At 62.7% G+C, this 17,665-nt stretch carries 15 protein-coding genes; all 15 read left to right on the plus strand.

Going from position 1 to position 17,665, the window contains the following annotated elements; translation table 11 throughout:
- The first annotated feature begins 132 nt into the window (after positions 1-132).
- The 15 genes from rplJ to rplV all read left to right on the plus strand — a co-directional run bounded on the left by rplJ (position 133) and on the right by rplV (position 17,658).
- Positions 133-633 (plus strand): 50S ribosomal protein L10, encoded by a 501-nt coding sequence (gene rplJ / locus SK095_RS16440; protein ID WP_136491181.1) that lies wholly within the window; start codon positions 133-135, stop codon positions 631-633.
- 76 nt (positions 634-709) lie between these two features.
- On the plus strand, positions 710-1,078 hold the full coding sequence (rplL, locus tag SK095_RS16445) for a 50S ribosomal protein L7/L12 (RefSeq protein ID WP_136491182.1): 369 nt from the start codon (positions 710-712) through the stop codon (positions 1,076-1,078).
- A gap of 221 nt (positions 1,079-1,299) precedes the next feature.
- Entirely contained in the window at positions 1,300-5,376 is a 4,077-nt protein-coding gene (rpoB, locus tag SK095_RS16450) for a DNA-directed RNA polymerase subunit beta (protein ID WP_201487806.1), read from the plus strand.
- 59 nt (positions 5,377-5,435) lie between these two features.
- The gene (gene rpoC, locus SK095_RS16455; protein ID WP_136491184.1) at positions 5,436-9,641 is read left to right on the plus strand and encodes a DNA-directed RNA polymerase subunit beta'; all 4,206 of its coding nucleotides are present in this window, start codon (positions 5,436-5,438) and stop codon (positions 9,639-9,641) included.
- Positions 9,642-9,782: 141 nt separating this feature from the next.
- The gene (gene rpsL / locus SK095_RS16460) at positions 9,783-10,154 is read left to right on the plus strand and encodes a 30S ribosomal protein S12 (RefSeq protein ID WP_090350228.1); all 372 of its coding nucleotides are present in this window, start codon (positions 9,783-9,785) and stop codon (positions 10,152-10,154) included.
- Between the two features lie 85 nt (positions 10,155-10,239).
- Positions 10,240-10,710: a 30S ribosomal protein S7 gene (rpsG, locus tag SK095_RS16465; protein ID WP_090313836.1), complete on the plus strand. Its 471-nt coding sequence runs from the start codon at positions 10,240-10,242 to the stop codon at positions 10,708-10,710.
- 30 nt (positions 10,711-10,740) lie between these two features.
- Positions 10,741-12,861, plus strand: a complete 2,121-nt coding sequence (fusA, locus tag SK095_RS16470) for an elongation factor G (protein WP_320546863.1) — start codon at positions 10,741-10,743, stop codon at positions 12,859-12,861.
- A 30-nt stretch (positions 12,862-12,891) separates the two neighbouring features.
- On the plus strand, positions 12,892-14,085 hold the full coding sequence (gene tuf / locus SK095_RS16475) for an elongation factor Tu (RefSeq protein ID WP_201487805.1): 1,194 nt from the start codon (positions 12,892-12,894) through the stop codon (positions 14,083-14,085).
- A gap of 154 nt (positions 14,086-14,239) precedes the next feature.
- Positions 14,240-14,551: a 30S ribosomal protein S10 gene (gene rpsJ, locus SK095_RS16480; RefSeq protein ID WP_003103876.1), complete on the plus strand. Its 312-nt coding sequence runs from the start codon at positions 14,240-14,242 to the stop codon at positions 14,549-14,551.
- Positions 14,552-14,638: 87 nt separating this feature from the next.
- Complete coding sequence (gene rplC / locus SK095_RS16485; RefSeq protein ID WP_136490995.1) at positions 14,639-15,268, plus strand: 50S ribosomal protein L3; 630 nt, start codon at positions 14,639-14,641, stop codon at positions 15,266-15,268.
- 15 nt (positions 15,269-15,283) lie between these two features.
- Positions 15,284-15,886 (plus strand): 50S ribosomal protein L4, encoded by a 603-nt coding sequence (rplD, locus tag SK095_RS16490; protein ID WP_320546864.1) that lies wholly within the window; start codon positions 15,284-15,286, stop codon positions 15,884-15,886.
- Positions 15,883-16,185 (plus strand): 50S ribosomal protein L23, encoded by a 303-nt coding sequence (gene rplW / locus SK095_RS16495; RefSeq protein WP_136490997.1) that lies wholly within the window; start codon positions 15,883-15,885, stop codon positions 16,183-16,185. Before rplD ends, rplW begins: the two co-directional genes overlap by 4 nt.
- A gap of 14 nt (positions 16,186-16,199) precedes the next feature.
- Complete coding sequence (gene rplB / locus SK095_RS16500) at positions 16,200-17,021, plus strand: 50S ribosomal protein L2 (protein WP_136490998.1); 822 nt, start codon at positions 16,200-16,202, stop codon at positions 17,019-17,021.
- Between the two features lie 17 nt (positions 17,022-17,038).
- Complete coding sequence (gene rpsS / locus SK095_RS16505) at positions 17,039-17,314, plus strand: 30S ribosomal protein S19 (RefSeq protein ID WP_136490999.1); 276 nt, start codon at positions 17,039-17,041, stop codon at positions 17,312-17,314.
- Positions 17,315-17,325: 11 nt separating this feature from the next.
- Positions 17,326-17,658 carry a 50S ribosomal protein L22 gene (gene rplV, locus SK095_RS16510; RefSeq protein ID WP_136491000.1) on the plus strand — a complete coding sequence of 111 codons (333 nt, stop codon included), beginning with the start codon at positions 17,326-17,328 and terminating at the stop codon, positions 17,656-17,658.
- Positions 17,659-17,665 lie beyond the last annotated feature (7 nt).

Here is a 17,665-nt window from a genome sequence, read left to right on the forward strand (position 1 = left end):
CCAAGACCGTAGGCGGCGCAAGCCTTAAATCACCAGCCTACGCAGATGGTGCTCCCGATTCGTTTGCCGAATCAGACACCAAAACCCGCCCGGCCCCGGCTGGGCGAAACGGTAACATCCAGGAGTAAACCCGTGGCAATTAAGCTCGAAGACAAGAAGGCCATTGTCGCTGAAGTCAACGAGGCTGCCAAAGCTGCCCTGTCCGCTGTCGTGGCCGATGCCCGTGGCGTGACCGTGGGCGCCATGACCGGACTCCGTAAAGAGGCCCGTGAAGCCGGTGTGTACGTGAAAGTCGTGCGCAACACCCTGGCTCGCCGCGCCGTCCAAGGCACCGAATTCGAGGTGCTGGGCGACGTGTTCAAGGGCCCGACCCTGATCGCATTCTCCAACGAGCATCCGGGCGCTGCCGCCCGCATCTTCAAGGAGTTCGCCAAGGGTCAGGACAAGTTCGAGATCAAGGGCGCTGCCTTCGAAGGCAAGCTGATCGCAGCCAACCAGATCGACGTGCTGGCTACCCTGCCGACCTACGACGAAGCCGTGTCCCAGCTGATGAGCGTCATCCAGGGCGCTACCAGCAAGCTGGCTCGTACCCTGGCGGCGATTCGCGACAAGAAGGAAGCCGAGGCTGCCTGAGGCGCCTAGGATCCTTCCCAACCTTTTTTGTCAATAAGATGGCCTTCAGGCCGTCACCCAATACAGGAATAGAGTCATGGCTCTGACCAACGAAGATATCATCAACGCCGTATCCGAAATGTCCGTGATGCAGGTTGTCGAACTGATCAAGGCGATGGAAGAGAAGTTCGGCGTCACCGCCGCTGCTGCCGTTGCTGCCGGTCCGGCCGCTGCTGCTGCTGTCGTCGAAGAGCAGACCGAGTTCACCGTCGTTCTGGCCGATGCCGGCGAGAAGAAAGTGAACGTCATCAAGGTCGTGCGCGAGCTGACCGGTCTGGGTCTGAAAGAAGCCAAGGCTGTGGTCGACGGCGCTCCGGGCGTGGTGAAGGAAGGCGTCTCCAAGGAAGAGGCCGAAGCGGCCAAGAAGTCCCTGGAAGAAGCCGGCGCCAAGGTCGAGCTCAAGTAAGCTGAGCCGACATTGCGTCGACAGTCCGCGAACTGATTTCGGACTGATGGCTGGTGGCTATTGCCACCGGCCTTTTTCCGTTATGGGCGGCCTGGCACGGCCCGCCGCCCGTGACGTGATCACCACCCCGCAGGGTGGTCGCAAACCGAGGGTTTGCACGATTTTCCGGCTACTCCCGTCGGAGAGGCCAAACAAGCAGGTGACCAAGCTGGGGAACGCTGATGGCTTACTCATACACTGAGAAAAAACGTATCCGCAAGGACTTTAGCAAGTTGCCGGACGTCATGGATGTGCCGTATCTGTTGGCCATCCAGCTGGATTCGTATCGCGAATTCCTGCAGGCGGGCGCCAGCAAGGAGCAGCTCCGCGACGTCGGCCTGCACGCGGCCTTCAAGTCCGTTTTCCCGATTATCAGCTATTCCGGCAACGCTGCCCTGGAATACGTCGGCTATCGCCTGGGCGAGCCGGCATTTGACGTCAAGGAATGCGTGCTGCGTGGCGTGACCTTCGCCGTGCCGCTGCGCGTGAAAGTGCGTCTGATGATCTTCGACAAGGAATCGTCGAGCAAGGCGATCAAGGATATCAAGGAGCAGGAAGTCTACATGGGGGAAATCCCCCTGATGACCGAGAACGGTACCTTCATCATCAACGGTACCGAGCGTGTCATCGTTTCCCAGTTGCACCGTTCGCCGGGCGTGTTCTTCGACCACGACAAGGGCAAGACCCACAGCTCGGGCAAGCTGCTGTACTCCGCACGCATCATTCCCTACCGCGGCTCCTGGCTGGACTTCGAGTTCGATCCGAAGGACGCCGTGTTCGTGCGTATCGACCGTCGCCGCAAGCTGCCGGCCTCCGTGCTGCTGCGCGCGCTGAACTACGGCACCGAGGAAATCCTCGATGCCTTCTACGACACCAACGTGTTCCACCTCAAGGATCAGTCGCTGAGCCTCGAGCTGGTACCGCAGCGTCTGCGTGGCGAGATCGCCGGCTTCGACATCAAGGACGAGACCGGCAAGGTCATCGTCGAACAGGGCCGCCGCGTCACCGCGCGTCACATCAACCAGCTGGAGAAGGCCGGCATCAAGCTGCTTGAAGTCCCGCTGGACTACGTGCTGGGCCGCACCCTGGCCAAGGCCATCGTGCATCCGGCCACCGGCGAGATCATCGCCGAGTGCAACACCGAGCTGACCGTCGACCTGCTGGCCAAGATCGCCAAGGCCCAGGTGGTGCGCATCGAGACCCTGTACACCAACGACATCGACTGCGGCCCGTTCATCTCCGATACCCTGAAGATCGACTCGACCTCCAACCAGCTGGAAGCGCTGGTCGAGATCTATCGCATGATGCGTCCCGGCGAGCCGCCGACCAAGGATGCCGCCGAAGCCCTGTTCAACAACCTGTTCTTCAGTGCCGAGCGCTACGACCTGTCCGCGGTCGGCCGCATGAAGTTCAACCGCCGCATCGGTCGCGAAGAGATCGAAGGCCCGGGCGTGCTCAGCCGCGAAGACATCGTCGACGTGCTGAAGACCCTGGTCGACATCCGTAACGGCAAGGGCATCGTCGACGACATCGACCACCTCGGCAACCGCCGCGTGCGCTGTGTCGGCGAGATGGCCGAGAACCAGTTCCGTGTCGGCCTGGTGCGCGTCGAGCGTGCGGTCAAGGAACGCCTGTCGATGGCCGAAAGCGAAGGCCTGATGCCGCAGGACCTGATCAACGCCAAGCCGGTGGCTGCCGCGATCAAGGAGTTCTTCGGTTCCAGCCAGCTGTCGCAGTTCATGGACCAGAACAACCCGCTGTCCGAGATCACCCACAAGCGCCGCGTCTCCGCACTCGGCCCGGGCGGTCTGACCCGCGAGCGTGCCGGCTTCGAAGTGCGCGACGTGCACCCGACCCACTACGGCCGCGTGTGCCCGATCGAGACGCCGGAAGGTCCGAACATCGGCCTGATCAACTCGCTGGCTACCTACGCCCGCACCAACCAGTACGGCTTCTTGGAAAGCCCGTACCGCGTGGTCAAGGGCGGCCAGGTGACCGACGAGATCGTCTTCCTGTCGGCGATCGAGGAAGCCAACCACGTCATCGCCCAGGCTTCGGCGACCCTCAACGAGCAGGGGCAACTGGTGGACGAGCTGGTGGCCGTGCGTCACCTCAACGAATTCACCGTGAAGGCGCCGGAAGACGTCACCCTGATGGACGTTTCACCCAAGCAGGTGGTTTCCGTCGCGGCCTCGCTGATTCCGTTCCTCGAGCACGACGACGCCAACCGCGCGCTGATGGGTTCGAACATGCAGCGTCAGGCCGTGCCGACCCTGCGTGCCGACAAGCCGCTGGTGGGCACCGGCATGGAGCGCAACGTCGCCCGTGACTCCGGCGTCTGCGTGGTGGCCCGTCGTGGCGGGGTGATCGACTCGGTCGACGCCAGCCGCATAGTGGTGCGCGTCAACGACGACGAGGTCGAGACCGGCGAAGCGGGTGTCGACATCTACAACCTGACCAAGTACACCCGCTCCAACCAGAACACCTGCATCAACCAGCGTCCGCTGGTCAGCAAGGGTGACGTGGTGGCGCGCGGTGACATCATGGCCGACGGTCCGTCCACCGACATGGGCGAACTGGCGCTGGGTCAGAACATGCGCGTGGCGTTCATGCCGTGGAACGGCTTCAACTTCGAAGACTCCATCTGCCTGTCCGAGCGCGTGGTCCAGGAAGACCGCTTCACCACCATCCACATCCAGGAACTGACCTGCGTGTCGCGCGACACCAAGCTCGGCCCGGAGGAGATCACCGCGGACATCCCGAACGTCGGCGAGGCTGCGCTGAACAAGCTGGATGAAGCCGGCATCGTCTACGTCGGTGCCGAGGTGCAGGCCGGCGACATCCTGGTCGGCAAGGTCACCCCGAAGGGCGAGACCCAGCTGACTCCGGAAGAGAAGCTGCTGCGCGCGATCTTCGGCGAGAAGGCGTCCGACGTGAAGGACACCTCCCTGCGCGTGCCGACCGGCACCAAGGGCACCGTCATCGACGTGCAGGTGTTCACCCGCGACGGCGTGGAGCGCGACTCGCGTGCCCTGTCGATCGAGAAGCAGCAGCTCGACGAGATCCGCAAGGACCTCAACGAGGAGTTCCGCATCGTCGAAGGCGCCACCTTCGAGCGTCTGCGCAGCGCGCTGGTCGGCCAGGTGGCCGAAGGTGGCCCGGCCGCCCTGAAGAAGGGCAGCGCGATCACCCACGAGTACCTCGACGGCCTCGAGCGCGGCCAGTGGTTCAAGCTGCGCATGGCCGAAGAGGCGCTGAACGAGCAGCTGGAGAAGGCCCAGGCCTACATCTCCGACCGCCGTCAGCTGCTCGATGACAAGTTCGAGGACAAGAAGCGCAAGCTGCAGCAGGGCGACGACCTGGCGCCGGGCGTGCTGAAGATCGTCAAGGTCTACCTCGCCATCAAGCGCCGCATCCAGCCGGGCGACAAGATGGCCGGCCGCCACGGTAACAAGGGTGTGGTGTCGGTGATCATGCCGGTCGAGGACATGCCGCACGACGAGCATGGCACTCCGGTGGACATCGTCCTCAACCCGCTGGGCGTACCGTCGCGGATGAACGTCGGCCAGATCCTCGAAACCCACCTGGGCCTCGCGGCCAAGGGCCTGGGCGAGAAGATCAACCGCATGCTCGAGGAGCAGCGCAAGGTCGCCGAGCTGCGCCAGTTCCTGCACCAGATCTACAACGAGATCGGTGGTCGCCAGGAGAATCTGGACAGCCTGAGCGATCAGGAAGTCCTCTCCCTGGCCGAGAACCTGCGCAAGGGCGTGCCGATGGCCACGCCGGTGTTCGACGGTGCCGAGGAGCGCGAGATCAAGGCCATGCTCAAGCTGGCCGATCTGCCGGAGAGCGGCCAGATGCAGCTGTACGACGGCCGCACCGGCAACGCCTTCGAGCGCAAGACCACCGTCGGCTACATGTACATGCTCAAGCTGAACCACCTGGTCGACGACAAGATGCACGCGCGTTCCACCGGCTCCTACAGCCTGGTCACCCAGCAGCCGCTGGGGGGCAAGGCGCAGTTCGGTGGCCAGCGTTTCGGGGAGATGGAGGTCTGGGCGCTGGAAGCCTACGGCGCCGCCTACACCTTGCAGGAAATGCTGACCGTGAAGTCGGACGACGTGAACGGCCGGACCAAGATGTACAAGAACATCGTGGATGGCGATCACCGCATGGAGGCCGGCATGCCCGAGTCCTTCAACGTGCTGATCAAGGAAATCCGTTCGCTCGGCATCGACATCGAGCTGGAAACCGAATAACCCGCGACGCGTACCGGCGGCAGGCGAGCCTGCCGCCGGCTCCGTGAGGAGGAAAGGCCTTGAAAGACCTGCTTAACCTTTTGAAAAACCAGGGTCAGATCGAAGAGTTCGATGCCATCCGTATCGGCCTGGCGTCGCCCGAGATGATCCGCTCCTGGTCCTTCGGCGAAGTGAAGAAGCCGGAGACCATCAACTACCGTACCTTCAAGCCCGAACGTGACGGCCTGTTCTGCGCCAAGATCTTCGGCCCGGTGAAGGACTACGAGTGCCTGTGCGGCAAGTACAAGCGCCTCAAGCACCGCGGCGTGATCTGCGAGAAGTGCGGCGTGGAAGTCGCCCTGGCCAAGGTGCGCCGCGAGCGCATGGGCCACATCGAGCTGGCCTCGCCGGTCGCCCACATCTGGTTCCTCAAGTCGCTGCCGTCCCGTATCGGCCTGCTGCTGGACATGACCCTGCGCGACATCGAGCGCGTGCTCTACTTCGAGAGCTACGTGGTCATCGATCCGGGCATGACTCCGCTGGAGAAGGGCCAGCTGCTCAACGACGAGCAGTACTTCGAGGCCCTCGAGGAGCACGGTGACGACTTCGACGCCCGCATGGGCGCCGAGGCGGTGTTCGAGCTGCTCGCCGCCATCGACCTGGAGCACGAGATCGGCCGCCTGCGCGAGGAAATCCCGCAGACCAACTCCGAGACCAAGATCAAGAAGCTGTCCAAGCGCCTCAAGCTGATGGAAGCCTTCCAGGGCTCCGGCAACAAGCCGGAGTGGATGGTGCTGACCGTCCTGCCGGTGCTGCCGCCGGACCTGCGTCCGCTGGTGCCGCTGGATGGCGGTCGCTTCGCGACCTCGGATCTCAACGATCTGTACCGCCGGGTGATCAACCGCAACAACCGCCTGAAGCGCCTGCTCGACCTGGCCGCGCCGGACATCATCGTGCGCAACGAGAAGCGCATGCTGCAGGAAGCCGTGGACGCCCTGCTGGACAACGGCCGCCGCGGCCGTGCCATCACCGGCTCCAACAAGCGCCCGCTGAAGTCCCTGGCCGACATGATCAAGGGCAAGCAGGGCCGCTTCCGTCAGAACCTGCTCGGCAAGCGCGTCGACTACTCCGGCCGTTCGGTGATCACCGTCGGCCCGACCCTGCGCCTGCACCAGTGCGGCCTGCCGAAGAAGATGGCCCTCGAGCTGTTCAAGCCGTTCATCTTCGGCAAGCTCGAAGCCAAGGGCATGGCCACCACCATCAAGGCGGCCAAGAAGATGGTCGAGCGCGAGCTGCCCGAGGTCTGGGACGTGCTCGCCGAAGTCATCCGCGAACATCCCGTGCTGCTCAACCGTGCACCGACCCTGCACCGTCTGGGCATCCAGGCGTTCGAGCCGGTGCTCATCGAAGGCAAGGCCCTGCAGCTGCACCCGCTGGTGTGCGCCGCGTACAACGCCGACTTCGACGGTGACCAGATGGCCGTGCACGTCCCGCTGACCCTCGAGGCCCAGCTGGAAGCGCGTGCGCTGATGATGTCGACCAACAACGTGCTGTCGCCCGCCAACGGCGAGCCGATCATCGTGCCGTCGCAGGACGTGGTGCTCGGCCTGTACTACATGACCCGCGAGGCGGTGAACGCCAAGGGCGAGGGCCGTGTGTTCGCCGACCTGCAGGAAGTCGACCGCGTGTTCCGCGCCGGCGAAGTGTCCCTGCACGCCAAGGTCAAGGTGCGCATCAACGAGGTGGTCAAGGATCGCGACAGCGGCGTGATCACCAGGAACACCCGCATCGTCGACACCACCGTCGGCCGCGCGCTGCTGTTCCAGGTGGTTCCGGCCGGCCTGCCGTTCGACGTGGTCAACCAGTCGATGAAGAAGAAGGCGATCTCCAAGCTGATCAACCACGCCTACCGTGTGGTCGGTCTGAAGGACACCGTCATCTTTGCCGACCAGCTGATGTACACCGGCTTCGCCTACTCGACCATCTCCGGCGTGTCGATCGGCGTCAACGACTTCGTCATCCCGGAAGCCAAGGCGCGCATCATCGACGCCGCCACCGCCGAGGTGAAGGAGATCGAGACCCAGTACGCCTCCGGCCTGGTGACCCAGGGCGAGAAGTACAACAAGGTGATCGACCTGTGGTCGAAGGCCAACGACGAAGTGTCCAAGGCGATGATGGCCAACCTCTCCAAGGAGAAGGTCATCGACCGCGAGGGCAACGAGGTCGACCAGGAGTCCTTCAACTCCATGTACATGATGGCGGACTCCGGTGCGCGGGGTTCCGCGGCGCAGATCCGCCAGCTGGCCGGCATGCGCGGTCTGATGGCCAAGCCGGACGGCTCGATCATCGAGACCCCGATCACCGCCAACTTCCGTGAAGGTCTGAACGTACTGCAGTACTTCATCTCCACCCACGGTGCCCGTAAGGGGCTGGCGGATACCGCACTGAAGACCGCGAACTCCGGTTACCTGACCCGTCGTCTGGTCGACGTGGCCCAGGACCTGGTAGTGACCGAGATCGACTGCGGCACCGAGCAGGGCCTGCTGATGACCCCGCACATCGAGGGTGGCGACATCGTCGAGCCGCTCGGTGAGCGCGTGCTCGGCCGCGTGATCGCCCGCGACGTGCCCAAGCCGGGCACCGACGAGATCATCGTGCCGGCCGGCACCCTGATCGACGAGCAGTGGGTCGACTTCCTCGAGCTGAACAGCGTCGACGAAGTGATCGTGCGTTCGCCGATCACCTGCGAAACCCGCTACGGCATCTGCGCCAAGTGCTACGGTCGCGACCTGGCCCGCGGTCATCAGGTCAACATCGGCGAAGCGGTCGGCGTCATCGCCGCCCAGTCGATCGGTGAGCCGGGTACCCAGCTGACCATGCGGACCTTCCACATCGGTGGTGCGGCCAGCCGGAGTGCCGCCCAGGACAGCATCCAGGTGAAGAGCGGCGGTACCGTCCGCCTGCACAACCTGAAGCACGTCGAGCGTGCCGACGGCGCCCTGGTGGCGGTGTCCCGCTCCGGCGAGCTGGCGGTGGCCGACGACTTCGGTCGCGAGCGCGAGCGCTACAAGCTGCCCTACGGTGCGGTGATCTCGGTCAAGGAGGGCGACAAGGTCGAGGCCGGCGCCATCGTGGCCAAGTGGGACCCGCACACCCACCCGATCATCACCGAGATGGCCGGTACCGTGACCTTCGTCGGCATGGAGGAGGGCATCACCGTCCGCCGGCAGACCGACGAGCTGACCGGTCTGACCAACATCGAGGTGATGGATCCCAACGAGCGTCCGGCTGCCGGTCGCGAGATCCGTCCGGCGGTGAAGCTGGTCGACGCCAACGGCAAGGACCTGCTGCTGCCGGGCACCGACGTGGTCGCGCAGTACTTCCTGCCGGCCAAGACCCTGGTCAACCTGACCGACGGCGCCAAGGTGAACGTGGGTGACGTGGTTGCGCGTATCCCGCAGGAAACCTCGAAGACCCGCGACATCACCGGTGGTCTGCCGCGCGTCGCCGACCTGTTCGAGGCCCGTCGTCCGAAGGAGCCGTCGATCCTCGCCGAGATCAGCGGCACCATCAGCTTCGGCAAGGAAACCAAGGGCAAGCGTCGCCTGGTGATCACTCCGACCGACGGCAGCGAACCGTACGAGGAGCTGATTCCGAAGTGGCGTCACCTCAACGTCTTCGAGGGCGAACAGGTGAACCGCGGCGAAGTGATCTCCGACGGTCCGAGCAACCCGCACGACATCCTGCGCCTGCTGGGTGTCAGCGCGCTGGCCAAGTACATCGTCAACGAGATCCAGGACGTGTACCGCCTGCAGGGCGTGAAGATCAACGACAAGCACATCGAGACCATCCTGCGCCAGATGCTGCGCAAGGTCGAGATCAGCGAGTCGGGCGACTCCAGCTTCATCAAGGGCGACCAGGCCGAGCTGACCCAGGTGCTGGAAGAGAACGAGCGTCTGGCCGTCGAGGACAAGTTCGTCGCCAAGTACGAGCGCGTCCTGCTGGGCATCACCAAGGCCTCGCTGTCCACCGAGTCGTTCATCTCCGCGGCCTCCTTCCAGGAGACCACCCGCGTCCTCACCGAGGCGGCGGTCACCGGCAAGCGCGACTACCTGCGCGGCCTGAAAGAGAACGTGGTGGTCGGTCGCCTGATCCCGGCCGGTACCGGCCTGGCCTACCACAGCGAGCGCAAGCGCAAGCGCGATGCCGAGAAGCCGCAGCGCGTCAGCGCCAGCGAGGCGGAAGCCCAGCTGTCCGAAGCGCTGCTCAACTTCGGCGAAAAGTGAGTGCTACCCCCGGTCGCTTAGGCGGCCGGGGGTGCCTTGACGAGGGGTGTCAAGCTCTTTAGACTCATGCACCCCTTAATCTCGCGGGGCGTTTCGCCTCGCGAAATTTTTGTGTCGCAAGACAATCAGTGGAGCTAGTAGATGGCAACTATCAACCAGCTGGTGCGCCAGCCGCGCAAGCGCGTCTCTGAAAAGAGCGACGTGCCTGCGCTGCAGAACTGCCCCCAGCGCCGCGGCGTTTGCACCCGCGTTTACACCACCACCCCGAAGAAGCCGAACTCGGCGCTGCGTAAGGTCTGCCGTGTGCGCCTGACCAACGGCTACGAAGTCGCTTCCTACATCGGTGGTGAAGGTCACAACCTCCAGGAGCACAGCGTCGTGCTGATCCGCGGCGGTCGTGTGAAGGACCTTCCGGGTGTGCGTTACCACACCGTGCGCGGTTCGCTGGATACCTCCGGCGTGAAGGACCGTAAGCAGGGTCGTTCGAAGTACGGCGCCAAGCGTCCGAAGTAATTTTCCGAATCCATTTTTGTCGAGTCGATAAGAGTAAGGTCGGGCGTGTCCCGGGCTAACCTGAAGACCGTTTGAGGGCTTATCAATGCCAAGACGTCGTGTAGCGGCCAAGCGTGAAATCCTGGCCGATCCGAAGTACGGAAGCCAGATCCTGGCTAAATTCATGAACCACGTGATGGAAAGCGGCAAGAAGGCCGTGGCCGAGCGCATCGTTTACGGCGCTCTGGAAACCGTCAAGCAGCGCAAGAACGTCGATCCCCTGGAAACCTTCGAGAAAGCACTCGACGCCATCGCTCCGCTGGTCGAAGTGAAGTCCCGCCGTGTCGGCGGTGCTACCTACCAGGTTCCGGTCGAAGTTCGCCCGTCCCGCCGTAACGCCCTGGCCATGCGCTGGCTGGTGGATTACGCGCGCAAGCGTGGTGAGAAGTCCATGGCTCTGCGTCTGGCAGGCGAGCTGATCGACGCTGCCGAAGGCAAGGGCGCCGCTGTGAAGAAGCGTGAAGACGTGCACCGCATGGCCGAAGCCAACAAGGCCTTCTCGCACTACCGTTTCTAAGAAGCGCATTCATCTAGCGAGGACCCTACCGTGGCCCGTACTACACCTATCAACCGCTACCGTAATATCGGTATCTGCGCCCACGTGGATGCCGGTAAGACCACCACCACCGAGCGGGTACTGTTCTACACCGGCGTGAACCACAAGCTCGGCGAAGTGCACGACGGTGCCGCGACCACCGACTGGATGGTGCAGGAGCAGGAGCGTGGTATCACCATCACCTCCGCTGCCGTGACCACCTTCTGGAAGGGTTCGCGCGGCCAGTACGACAACTACCGCGTCAACGTGATCGATACCCCCGGTCACGTGGACTTCACCATTGAAGTAGAGCGCTCCCTGCGCGTTCTCGACGGCGCTGTCGTGGTGTTCTGCGGCACCTCCGGCGTTGAGCCGCAGTCGGAAACCGTATGGCGTCAGGCCAACAAGTACGGCGTTCCGCGTATCGTCTACGTCAACAAGATGGACCGCCAGGGCGCTAACTTCCTGCGCGTGGTCGAGCAGATCAAGAAGCGCCTGGGTCACACCCCGGTGCCGGTCCAGCTGGCCATCGGTGCCGAGGAGAACTTCGTCGGTCAGGTCGACCTGATCAAGATGAAGGCGATCTACTGGAACGACGAAGACAAGGGCATGACCTACCGCGAGGAAGAGATTCCGGCGGAGATGGTTGACCTTGCTGCCGAATATCGCTCGAACATGGTCGAGGCAGCCGCCGAAGCCAACGAAGAGCTGATGAACAAGTACCTCGAAGAGGGCGATCTGACCAACGAGGAGATCAAGGCAGGCCTGCGTCAGCGCACCCTGGCTTGTGAGATCGTTCCGGCCGTCTGCGGTTCTTCGTTCAAGAACAAGGGCGTCCCGCTGGTTCTCGACGCCGTGATCGACTACCTGCCGGCTCCGGACGAAGTTGACGCCATCAAGGGCGTTCATCCGGATGACGACGAGAAGGTCGACGAGCGCAAGTCGTCCGACGACGAGCCGTTCGCAGCTCTGGCGTTCAAGATCGCCACCGACCCCTTCGTTGGTACCCTGACCTTCGTTCGCGTCTACTCGGGCGTGCTGTCTTCCGGCGACTCGGTGGTCAACTCGGTCAAGGGCAAGAAAGAGCGCGTCGGCCGTATGGTGCAGATGCAGGCCAACCAGCGCGACGAGATCAAGGAAGTCCGCGCCGGCGACATCGCGGCCCTGATCGGCATGAAGGACGTCACCACCGGTGACACCCTGTGCGATCTCGAGAAGCAGATCGTCCTCGAGCGCATGGACTTCCCGGAGCCGGTAATTCACGTTGCCGTCGAGCCGAAGACCAAGGCCGACCAGGAAAAGATGGGCATTGCTCTGGGCAAGCTGGCCCAGGAAGACCCGTCGTTCCGCGTCAAGACCGACGAAGAGTCCGGTCAGACCATCATTGGCGGCATGGGTGAGCTGCACCTGGATATCATCGTTGACCGCATGAAGCGCGAGTTCAACGTTGACGCCAACATCGGCAAGCCGCAGGTGGCCTACCGCGAAACCATCTCCAAGGATGGCGTCGAGATCGAAGGCAAATTCGTTCGCCAGTCCGGCGGTCGTGGCCAGTTCGGTCACTGCTGGATCCGCTTCTCGGCTCCGGACGTGGACGATAAGGGCAACATCACCGAAGGCCTGGTCTTCACCAACGAGGTCGTGGGTGGTGTGGTTCCGAAGGAATACATCCCGGCGATCCAGAAGGGTATCGAAGAGCAGATGAAGAACGGCGTTGTTGCCGGCTATCCGCTCATCGGCCTGAAGGCGGCCGTGTTCGATGGTTCCTACCACGACGTCGACTCCAACGAGATGGCGTTCAAGATCGCTGCCTCCATGGCAACCAAGCAGCTGGCCCAGAAAGGCGGCGGCAAGGTTCTCGAGCCGATCATGAAGGTCGAGGTCGTGACTCCGGAGGAGTACATGGGTGACGTGATGGGTGACCTGAACCGTCGTCGTGGCCTGATCCAGGGTATGGATGACAGCGTGTCCGGCAAGGTCATTCGCGCCGAAGTTCCGCTGGGCGAGATGTTTGGCTACGCTACCGACGTACGTTCCATGTCCCAGGGTCGCGCGAGCTACTCCATGGAATTCTCCAAATACGCCGAAGCTCCGTCGAACATCGTCGAAGCACTGGTTAAGAAGCAAGCTTGATTCAGCCCTTTTAGCAAGAGGTTCACTGTCGTGGCTAAAGAGAAATTTGAACGTAACAAACCGCACGTCAACGTCGGCACCATCGGTCACGTCGACCATGGCAAGACCACTCTGACCGCTGCCCTGACCAAGGTCTGCGCGGACACCTGGGGTGGCGCTGCTCGTGACTTCTCCCAGATCGACAACGCTCCGGAAGAGAAGGCTCGCGGTATCACCATCAACACCTCGCACGTCGAGTACGATTCCGCCATCCGTCACTACGCTCACGTTGACTGCCCGGGTCACGCTGACTACGTGAAGAACATGATCACCGGTGCTGCCCAGATGGACGGCGCGATCCTGGTTTGCTCCGCTGCCGACGGCCCCATGCCGCAGACCCGCGAGCACATCCTGCTGTCCCGTCAGGTAGGCGTTCCCTACATCGTCGTGTTCCTGAACAAGGCCGACATGGTCGACGACGCCGAGCTGCTGGAACTGGTCGAGATGGAAGTTCGCGACCTGCTGAGCACCTATGACTTCCCGGGTGACGACACCCCGATCGTCATCGGTTCCGCTCTGATGGCCCTGAACGGTCAGGACGACAACGAGATGGGTACCTCCGCCGTGCGCAAGCTGGTGGAAACCCTGGACTCCTACATTCCGGAGCCGGTGCGTGCCATCGACCAGCCGTTCCTGATGCCGATCGAGGACGTGTTCTCGATCTCCGGCCGCGGCACCGTGGTGACCGGTCGCGTCGAGCGCGGCATCGTCAAGGTGGGCGAGGAAGTGGAAATCGTCGGCATCCGTCCGACCACCAAGACCACCTGCACCGGCGTGGAGATGTTCCGCAAGCTGCTCGACGAAGGTCGTGCCGGCGAGAACATCGGCGCCCTGCTGCGCGGCACCAAGCGTGAGGACGTCGAGCGTGGCCAGGTTCTGGCCAAGCCGGGCACCATCAAGCCGCACACCAAGTTCGAAGCCGAAGTGTACGTGCTGTCCAAGGAAGAAGGCGGTCGTCACACCCCGTTCTTCAAGGGCTACCGTCCGCAGTTCTACTTCCGTACCACCGACGTGACCGGTAACTGCGAACTGCCGGAAGGCGTCGAGATGGTCATGCCGGGCGACAACGTCAAGATGGTTGTCACCCTGATCGCCCCGATCGCCATGGAAGACGGCCTGCGCTTCGCCATCCGCGAAGGCGGTCGTACCGTCGGCGCCGGCGTGGTTGCCAAGATCATCGAGTAATCGACGATCTCTGAACGAGAAGGCCCCCGCCTGGTGCGGGGGCCTTCTCGTTTCTGCTCATTTGTTGACACCCCCAAGGGGCATCCGTACAATTGCGCCTCCTTTTACCGGGCGTATTCCGCTTGGTGGGAATAGCATAGAGTCTGAGGTCAAAATGCAAAACCAACAAATCCGTATTCGGTTGAAGGCTTTTGACCACCGCCTGATCGATCAATCTACCCAGGAAATCGTGGAAACCGCGAAACGTACTGGTGCTCAGGTCCGTGGTCCGATCCCCCTGCCGACCCGCAAGGAGCGGTTCACCGTGCTGATTTCTCCGCACGTCAACAAGGATGCGCGTGATCAGTACGAAATTCGTACTCACAAGCGTGTGCTCGACATCGTTCAGCCGACCGACAAGACCGTCGACGCGCTGATGAAGCTCGACCTTGCTGCTGGCGTCGAAGTACAGATCAGCCTCGGCTGAAATCCATCCCCGGATTTCGGTCGTGTAACGCTCTGAAATGGGCGGCCATAGCGGGTGAAAGCCCCGTACACTCAAGAGGTTCAAGACATGACTATTGGTGTAGTCGGTCGTAAGTGCGGCATGACCCGCATTTTCACCGAAGAAGGTGTCTCTATTCCGGTTACGGTCATCGAGGTCGAGCCGAATCGCGTCACCCAGTTCAAGAATGAAGAGAGCGATGGCTATCGCGCCGTACAGGTGACTGTCGGCGAGCGTCGCGCTTCCCGTGTGACCAAGGCTCAGGCCGGTCACTTCGCCAAGGCCAGCGTTGCTGCCGGTCGCGCCGTTCTGGAATTCCGCCTCGAAGAAGGCGAGTTCAAGGCTGGCGACCAGCTCACCGTTGAGCAGTTCCAGGCAGGCCAGTTGGTCGACGTGACCGGCCAGTCCAAGGGTAAAGGCTACGCCGGTACCATCAAGCGCTGGAACTTCCGCGGCCAGGACAACACCCACGGCAACTCCGTTTCTCACCGTGCTCCGGGTTCCATCGGCCAGTGCCAGACTCCTGGTCGAGTGTTCAAGGGCAAGAAGATGTCCGGTCACCTGGGCGCCGAGCGCGTGACCGTGCAGTCCCTGGAAGTTGTTCGTGTCGATGCCGAGCGCAATCTGCTGCTGGTCAAGGGCGCTGTCCCGGGTGCCACTGGCGGTGACGTGATCGTGCGTCCGGCTGCCAAGGCTTAAGGGGAGATTCGAGAGATGCAACTGAATGTGAACGGTGCGCAGGCGATCGAAGTCTCCGAGCGTACCTTTGGTGGCGAGTTCAACGAGACCCTGGTGCACCAGGCTGTCGTCGCCTACATGGCTGGCGGTCGTCAGGGCTCCCGCGCCCAGAAGACCCGCGCCGAAGTGCGTGGCGGTGGCAAGAAGCCGTGGCGTCAGAAGGGGTCGGGCCGTGCCCGTGCCGGTTCCAGTCGCAGCCCGATCTGGCGTGCCGGTGGCGTGACTTTCGCCGCCAAGCCGCAGGATCACGCGCAGAAGCTCAACAAGAAGATGTACCGTGCCGCCCTGCGCTCGATCCTGAGCGAACTGGTGCGCCAGGAGCGTCTGGTCGTTGTTGAGGACTTCGCCGTGGACGCGCCGAAGACCAAGGCTCTGGTAAGCAAGCTGGGTACTCTGGGTCTGAGCGACGTGCTGATCGTGACCGACGCTGTCGACGAGAACCTGTACCTGGCAGCGCGCAACCTGCCGCACGTCGACGTCCGTGACGTGCAGGGTTCCGACCCGGTCAGCCTGATCGCCTACGACAAGGTGCTGGTCACCGTGTCCGCCGTGAAGAAATTCGAGGAGCTGCTGGGATGAACCAGGAACGCGTATTCAAAGTGCTGGTTGGCCCGCACATCTCCGAGAAGGCCACGACCCTTGCCGATGGCAAGAGCCAGTTCGTTTTCAAGGTTGCCACCGACGCAACCAAGCTGGAAATCAAGAAGGCCGTCGAAAGCCTGTTCGGCGTCAAGGTCGAGCGCGTCAGCACCCTGAACGTCAAGGGCAAGACCAAGCGCACCGCGCGTGGCTTCGGTAAGCGCAACGACTGGAAAAAGGCGTACATCGCCCTCCAGCCGGGCCAGGACCTCGATTTCACCAGCGGCGCCGCTGAGTAAGGTAGGAGTGCATCATGGCAATCGTTAAGTGCAAGCCGACTTCCGCTGGCCGCCGTTTCGTGGTCAAGGTTGTCAATGCCGACCTGCACAAGGGCGCTCCGTACGCTCCGCTGGTCGAGAAGAAGAGCAAGACCGGTGGTCGTAACAACAACGGTCGCATCACCACCCGCCACATCGGCGGTGGTCACAAGCAGCACTACCGTCTGGTCGACTTCCGTCGCGACAAGGATGGCATCCCCGCCATCGTCGAGCGCGTGGAATACGATCCGAACCGTACTGCCCACATCGCCCTGCTGAAGTACGCGGACGGCGAGCGTCGTTACATTATCGCGCCGAAGGGCGTGAGCGCTGGCGACCAGCTGATCTCCGGTGCCCACGCGCCGATCAAGGCTGGCAACAGCCTGCCGCTGCGCAATATTCCGGTCGGCTCCACCATTCACGGTATCGAGCTGAAGCCGGGCAAGGGTGCCCAGATCGCGCGTTCCGCCGGTGCATCCGTGCAGCTGGTCGCTCGTGAAGGTGCCTACGTGACCCTGCGTCTGCGCTCCGGCGAGATGCGCAAGGTCCTGGCCGAGTGCCGCGCTACCCTGGGCGAAGTCTCGAACTCCGAGCACAGCCTGCGTTCGCTGGGCAAGGCCGGCGCCAAGCGCTGGAAAGGTGTCCGTCCGACCGTTCGTGGTGCCGCCATGAACCCGGTTGACCACCCGCATGGTGGTGGTGAAGGTCGTACCTCCGGTGGCCGTCATCCGGTATCGCCGTGGGGCTTCCCGACCAAGGGCGCGAAGACCCGTTCCAACAAGCGCACCGACAACATGATTGTCCGTCGCCGCAAGTAACGTAGAGGGATACGACAGTGCCGCGTTCTCTGAAAAAAGGTCCGTTTATCGATCTTCACCTCATCAAGAAGGTCGAAGTGGCGGTGGAAAAGAGCGACCGTAAGCCGATCAAGACCTGGTCGCGTCGTTCGATGATCCTGCCGCAGATGGTCGGTCTGACCATCGCCGTGCATAACGGTCGTCAACATGTCCCGGTTCTGGTGAACGAAGACATGGTCGGCCACAAACTGGGCGAGTTTGCCGCTACCCGCACCTATCGCGGTCATGTGGCCGACAAGAAAGCCAAGCGTTAAGGGGTAAGGAAATGGAAGTAGCCGCTAAGTTGTCGGGCGCTCGCATCTCCGCCCAGAAAGCCCGCTTGGTCGCCGACCAGATCCGCGGGAAGAAGGTGGGTGAAGCGCTCAACCTGCTGGCATTCAGCAGCAAGAAAGCCGCCGCCGTCATCAAGAAAGTGCTGGAATCGGCCGTGGCCAACGCCGAGCACAACGAAGGCGCCGACGTGGACGACCTGAAGGTCTCCACCGTCTACGTCAACGAAGGGCGCTCGCTGAAGCGCATCATGCCGCGCGCCAAGGGCCGTGCTGATCGCATCGTCAAGCGGTCTTGCCATATCACTGTCAAGGTTGCGGACAAGTAACGGAGTC

It is taken from the genome of Pseudomonas sp. AN-1, assembly GCF_034057115.1.
Lineage (GTDB): Bacteria > Pseudomonadota > Gammaproteobacteria > Pseudomonadales > Pseudomonadaceae > Geopseudomonas.

Bases quoted from the DNA above. Each gene is read 5' to 3' on its own strand.
- rplD (WP_320546864.1), top strand. From the start codon at position 15,284: ATGCAACTGAATGTGAACGGTGCGCAGGCGATCGAAGTCTCCGAGCGT.
- rplL (WP_136491182.1), top strand. From the start codon at position 710: ATGGCTCTGACCAACGAAGATATCATCAACGCCGTATCCGAAATGTCC.
- rplW (WP_136490997.1), top strand. From the start codon at position 15,883: ATGAACCAGGAACGCGTATTCAAAGTGCTGGTTGGCCCGCACATCTCC.
- rpoB (WP_201487806.1), top strand. From the start codon at position 1,300: ATGGCTTACTCATACACTGAGAAAAAACGTATCCGCAAGGACTTTAGC.
- rpsG (WP_090313836.1), top strand. From the start codon at position 10,240: ATGCCAAGACGTCGTGTAGCGGCCAAGCGTGAAATCCTGGCCGATCCG.
- rpsL (WP_090350228.1), top strand. From the start codon at position 9,783: ATGGCAACTATCAACCAGCTGGTGCGCCAGCCGCGCAAGCGCGTCTCT.
- rpsJ (WP_003103876.1), top strand. From the start codon at position 14,240: ATGCAAAACCAACAAATCCGTATTCGGTTGAAGGCTTTTGACCACCGC.
- rplB (WP_136490998.1), top strand. From the start codon at position 16,200: ATGGCAATCGTTAAGTGCAAGCCGACTTCCGCTGGCCGCCGTTTCGTG.
- rplC (WP_136490995.1), top strand. From the start codon at position 14,639: ATGACTATTGGTGTAGTCGGTCGTAAGTGCGGCATGACCCGCATTTTC.
- rplV (WP_136491000.1), top strand. From the start codon at position 17,326: ATGGAAGTAGCCGCTAAGTTGTCGGGCGCTCGCATCTCCGCCCAGAAA.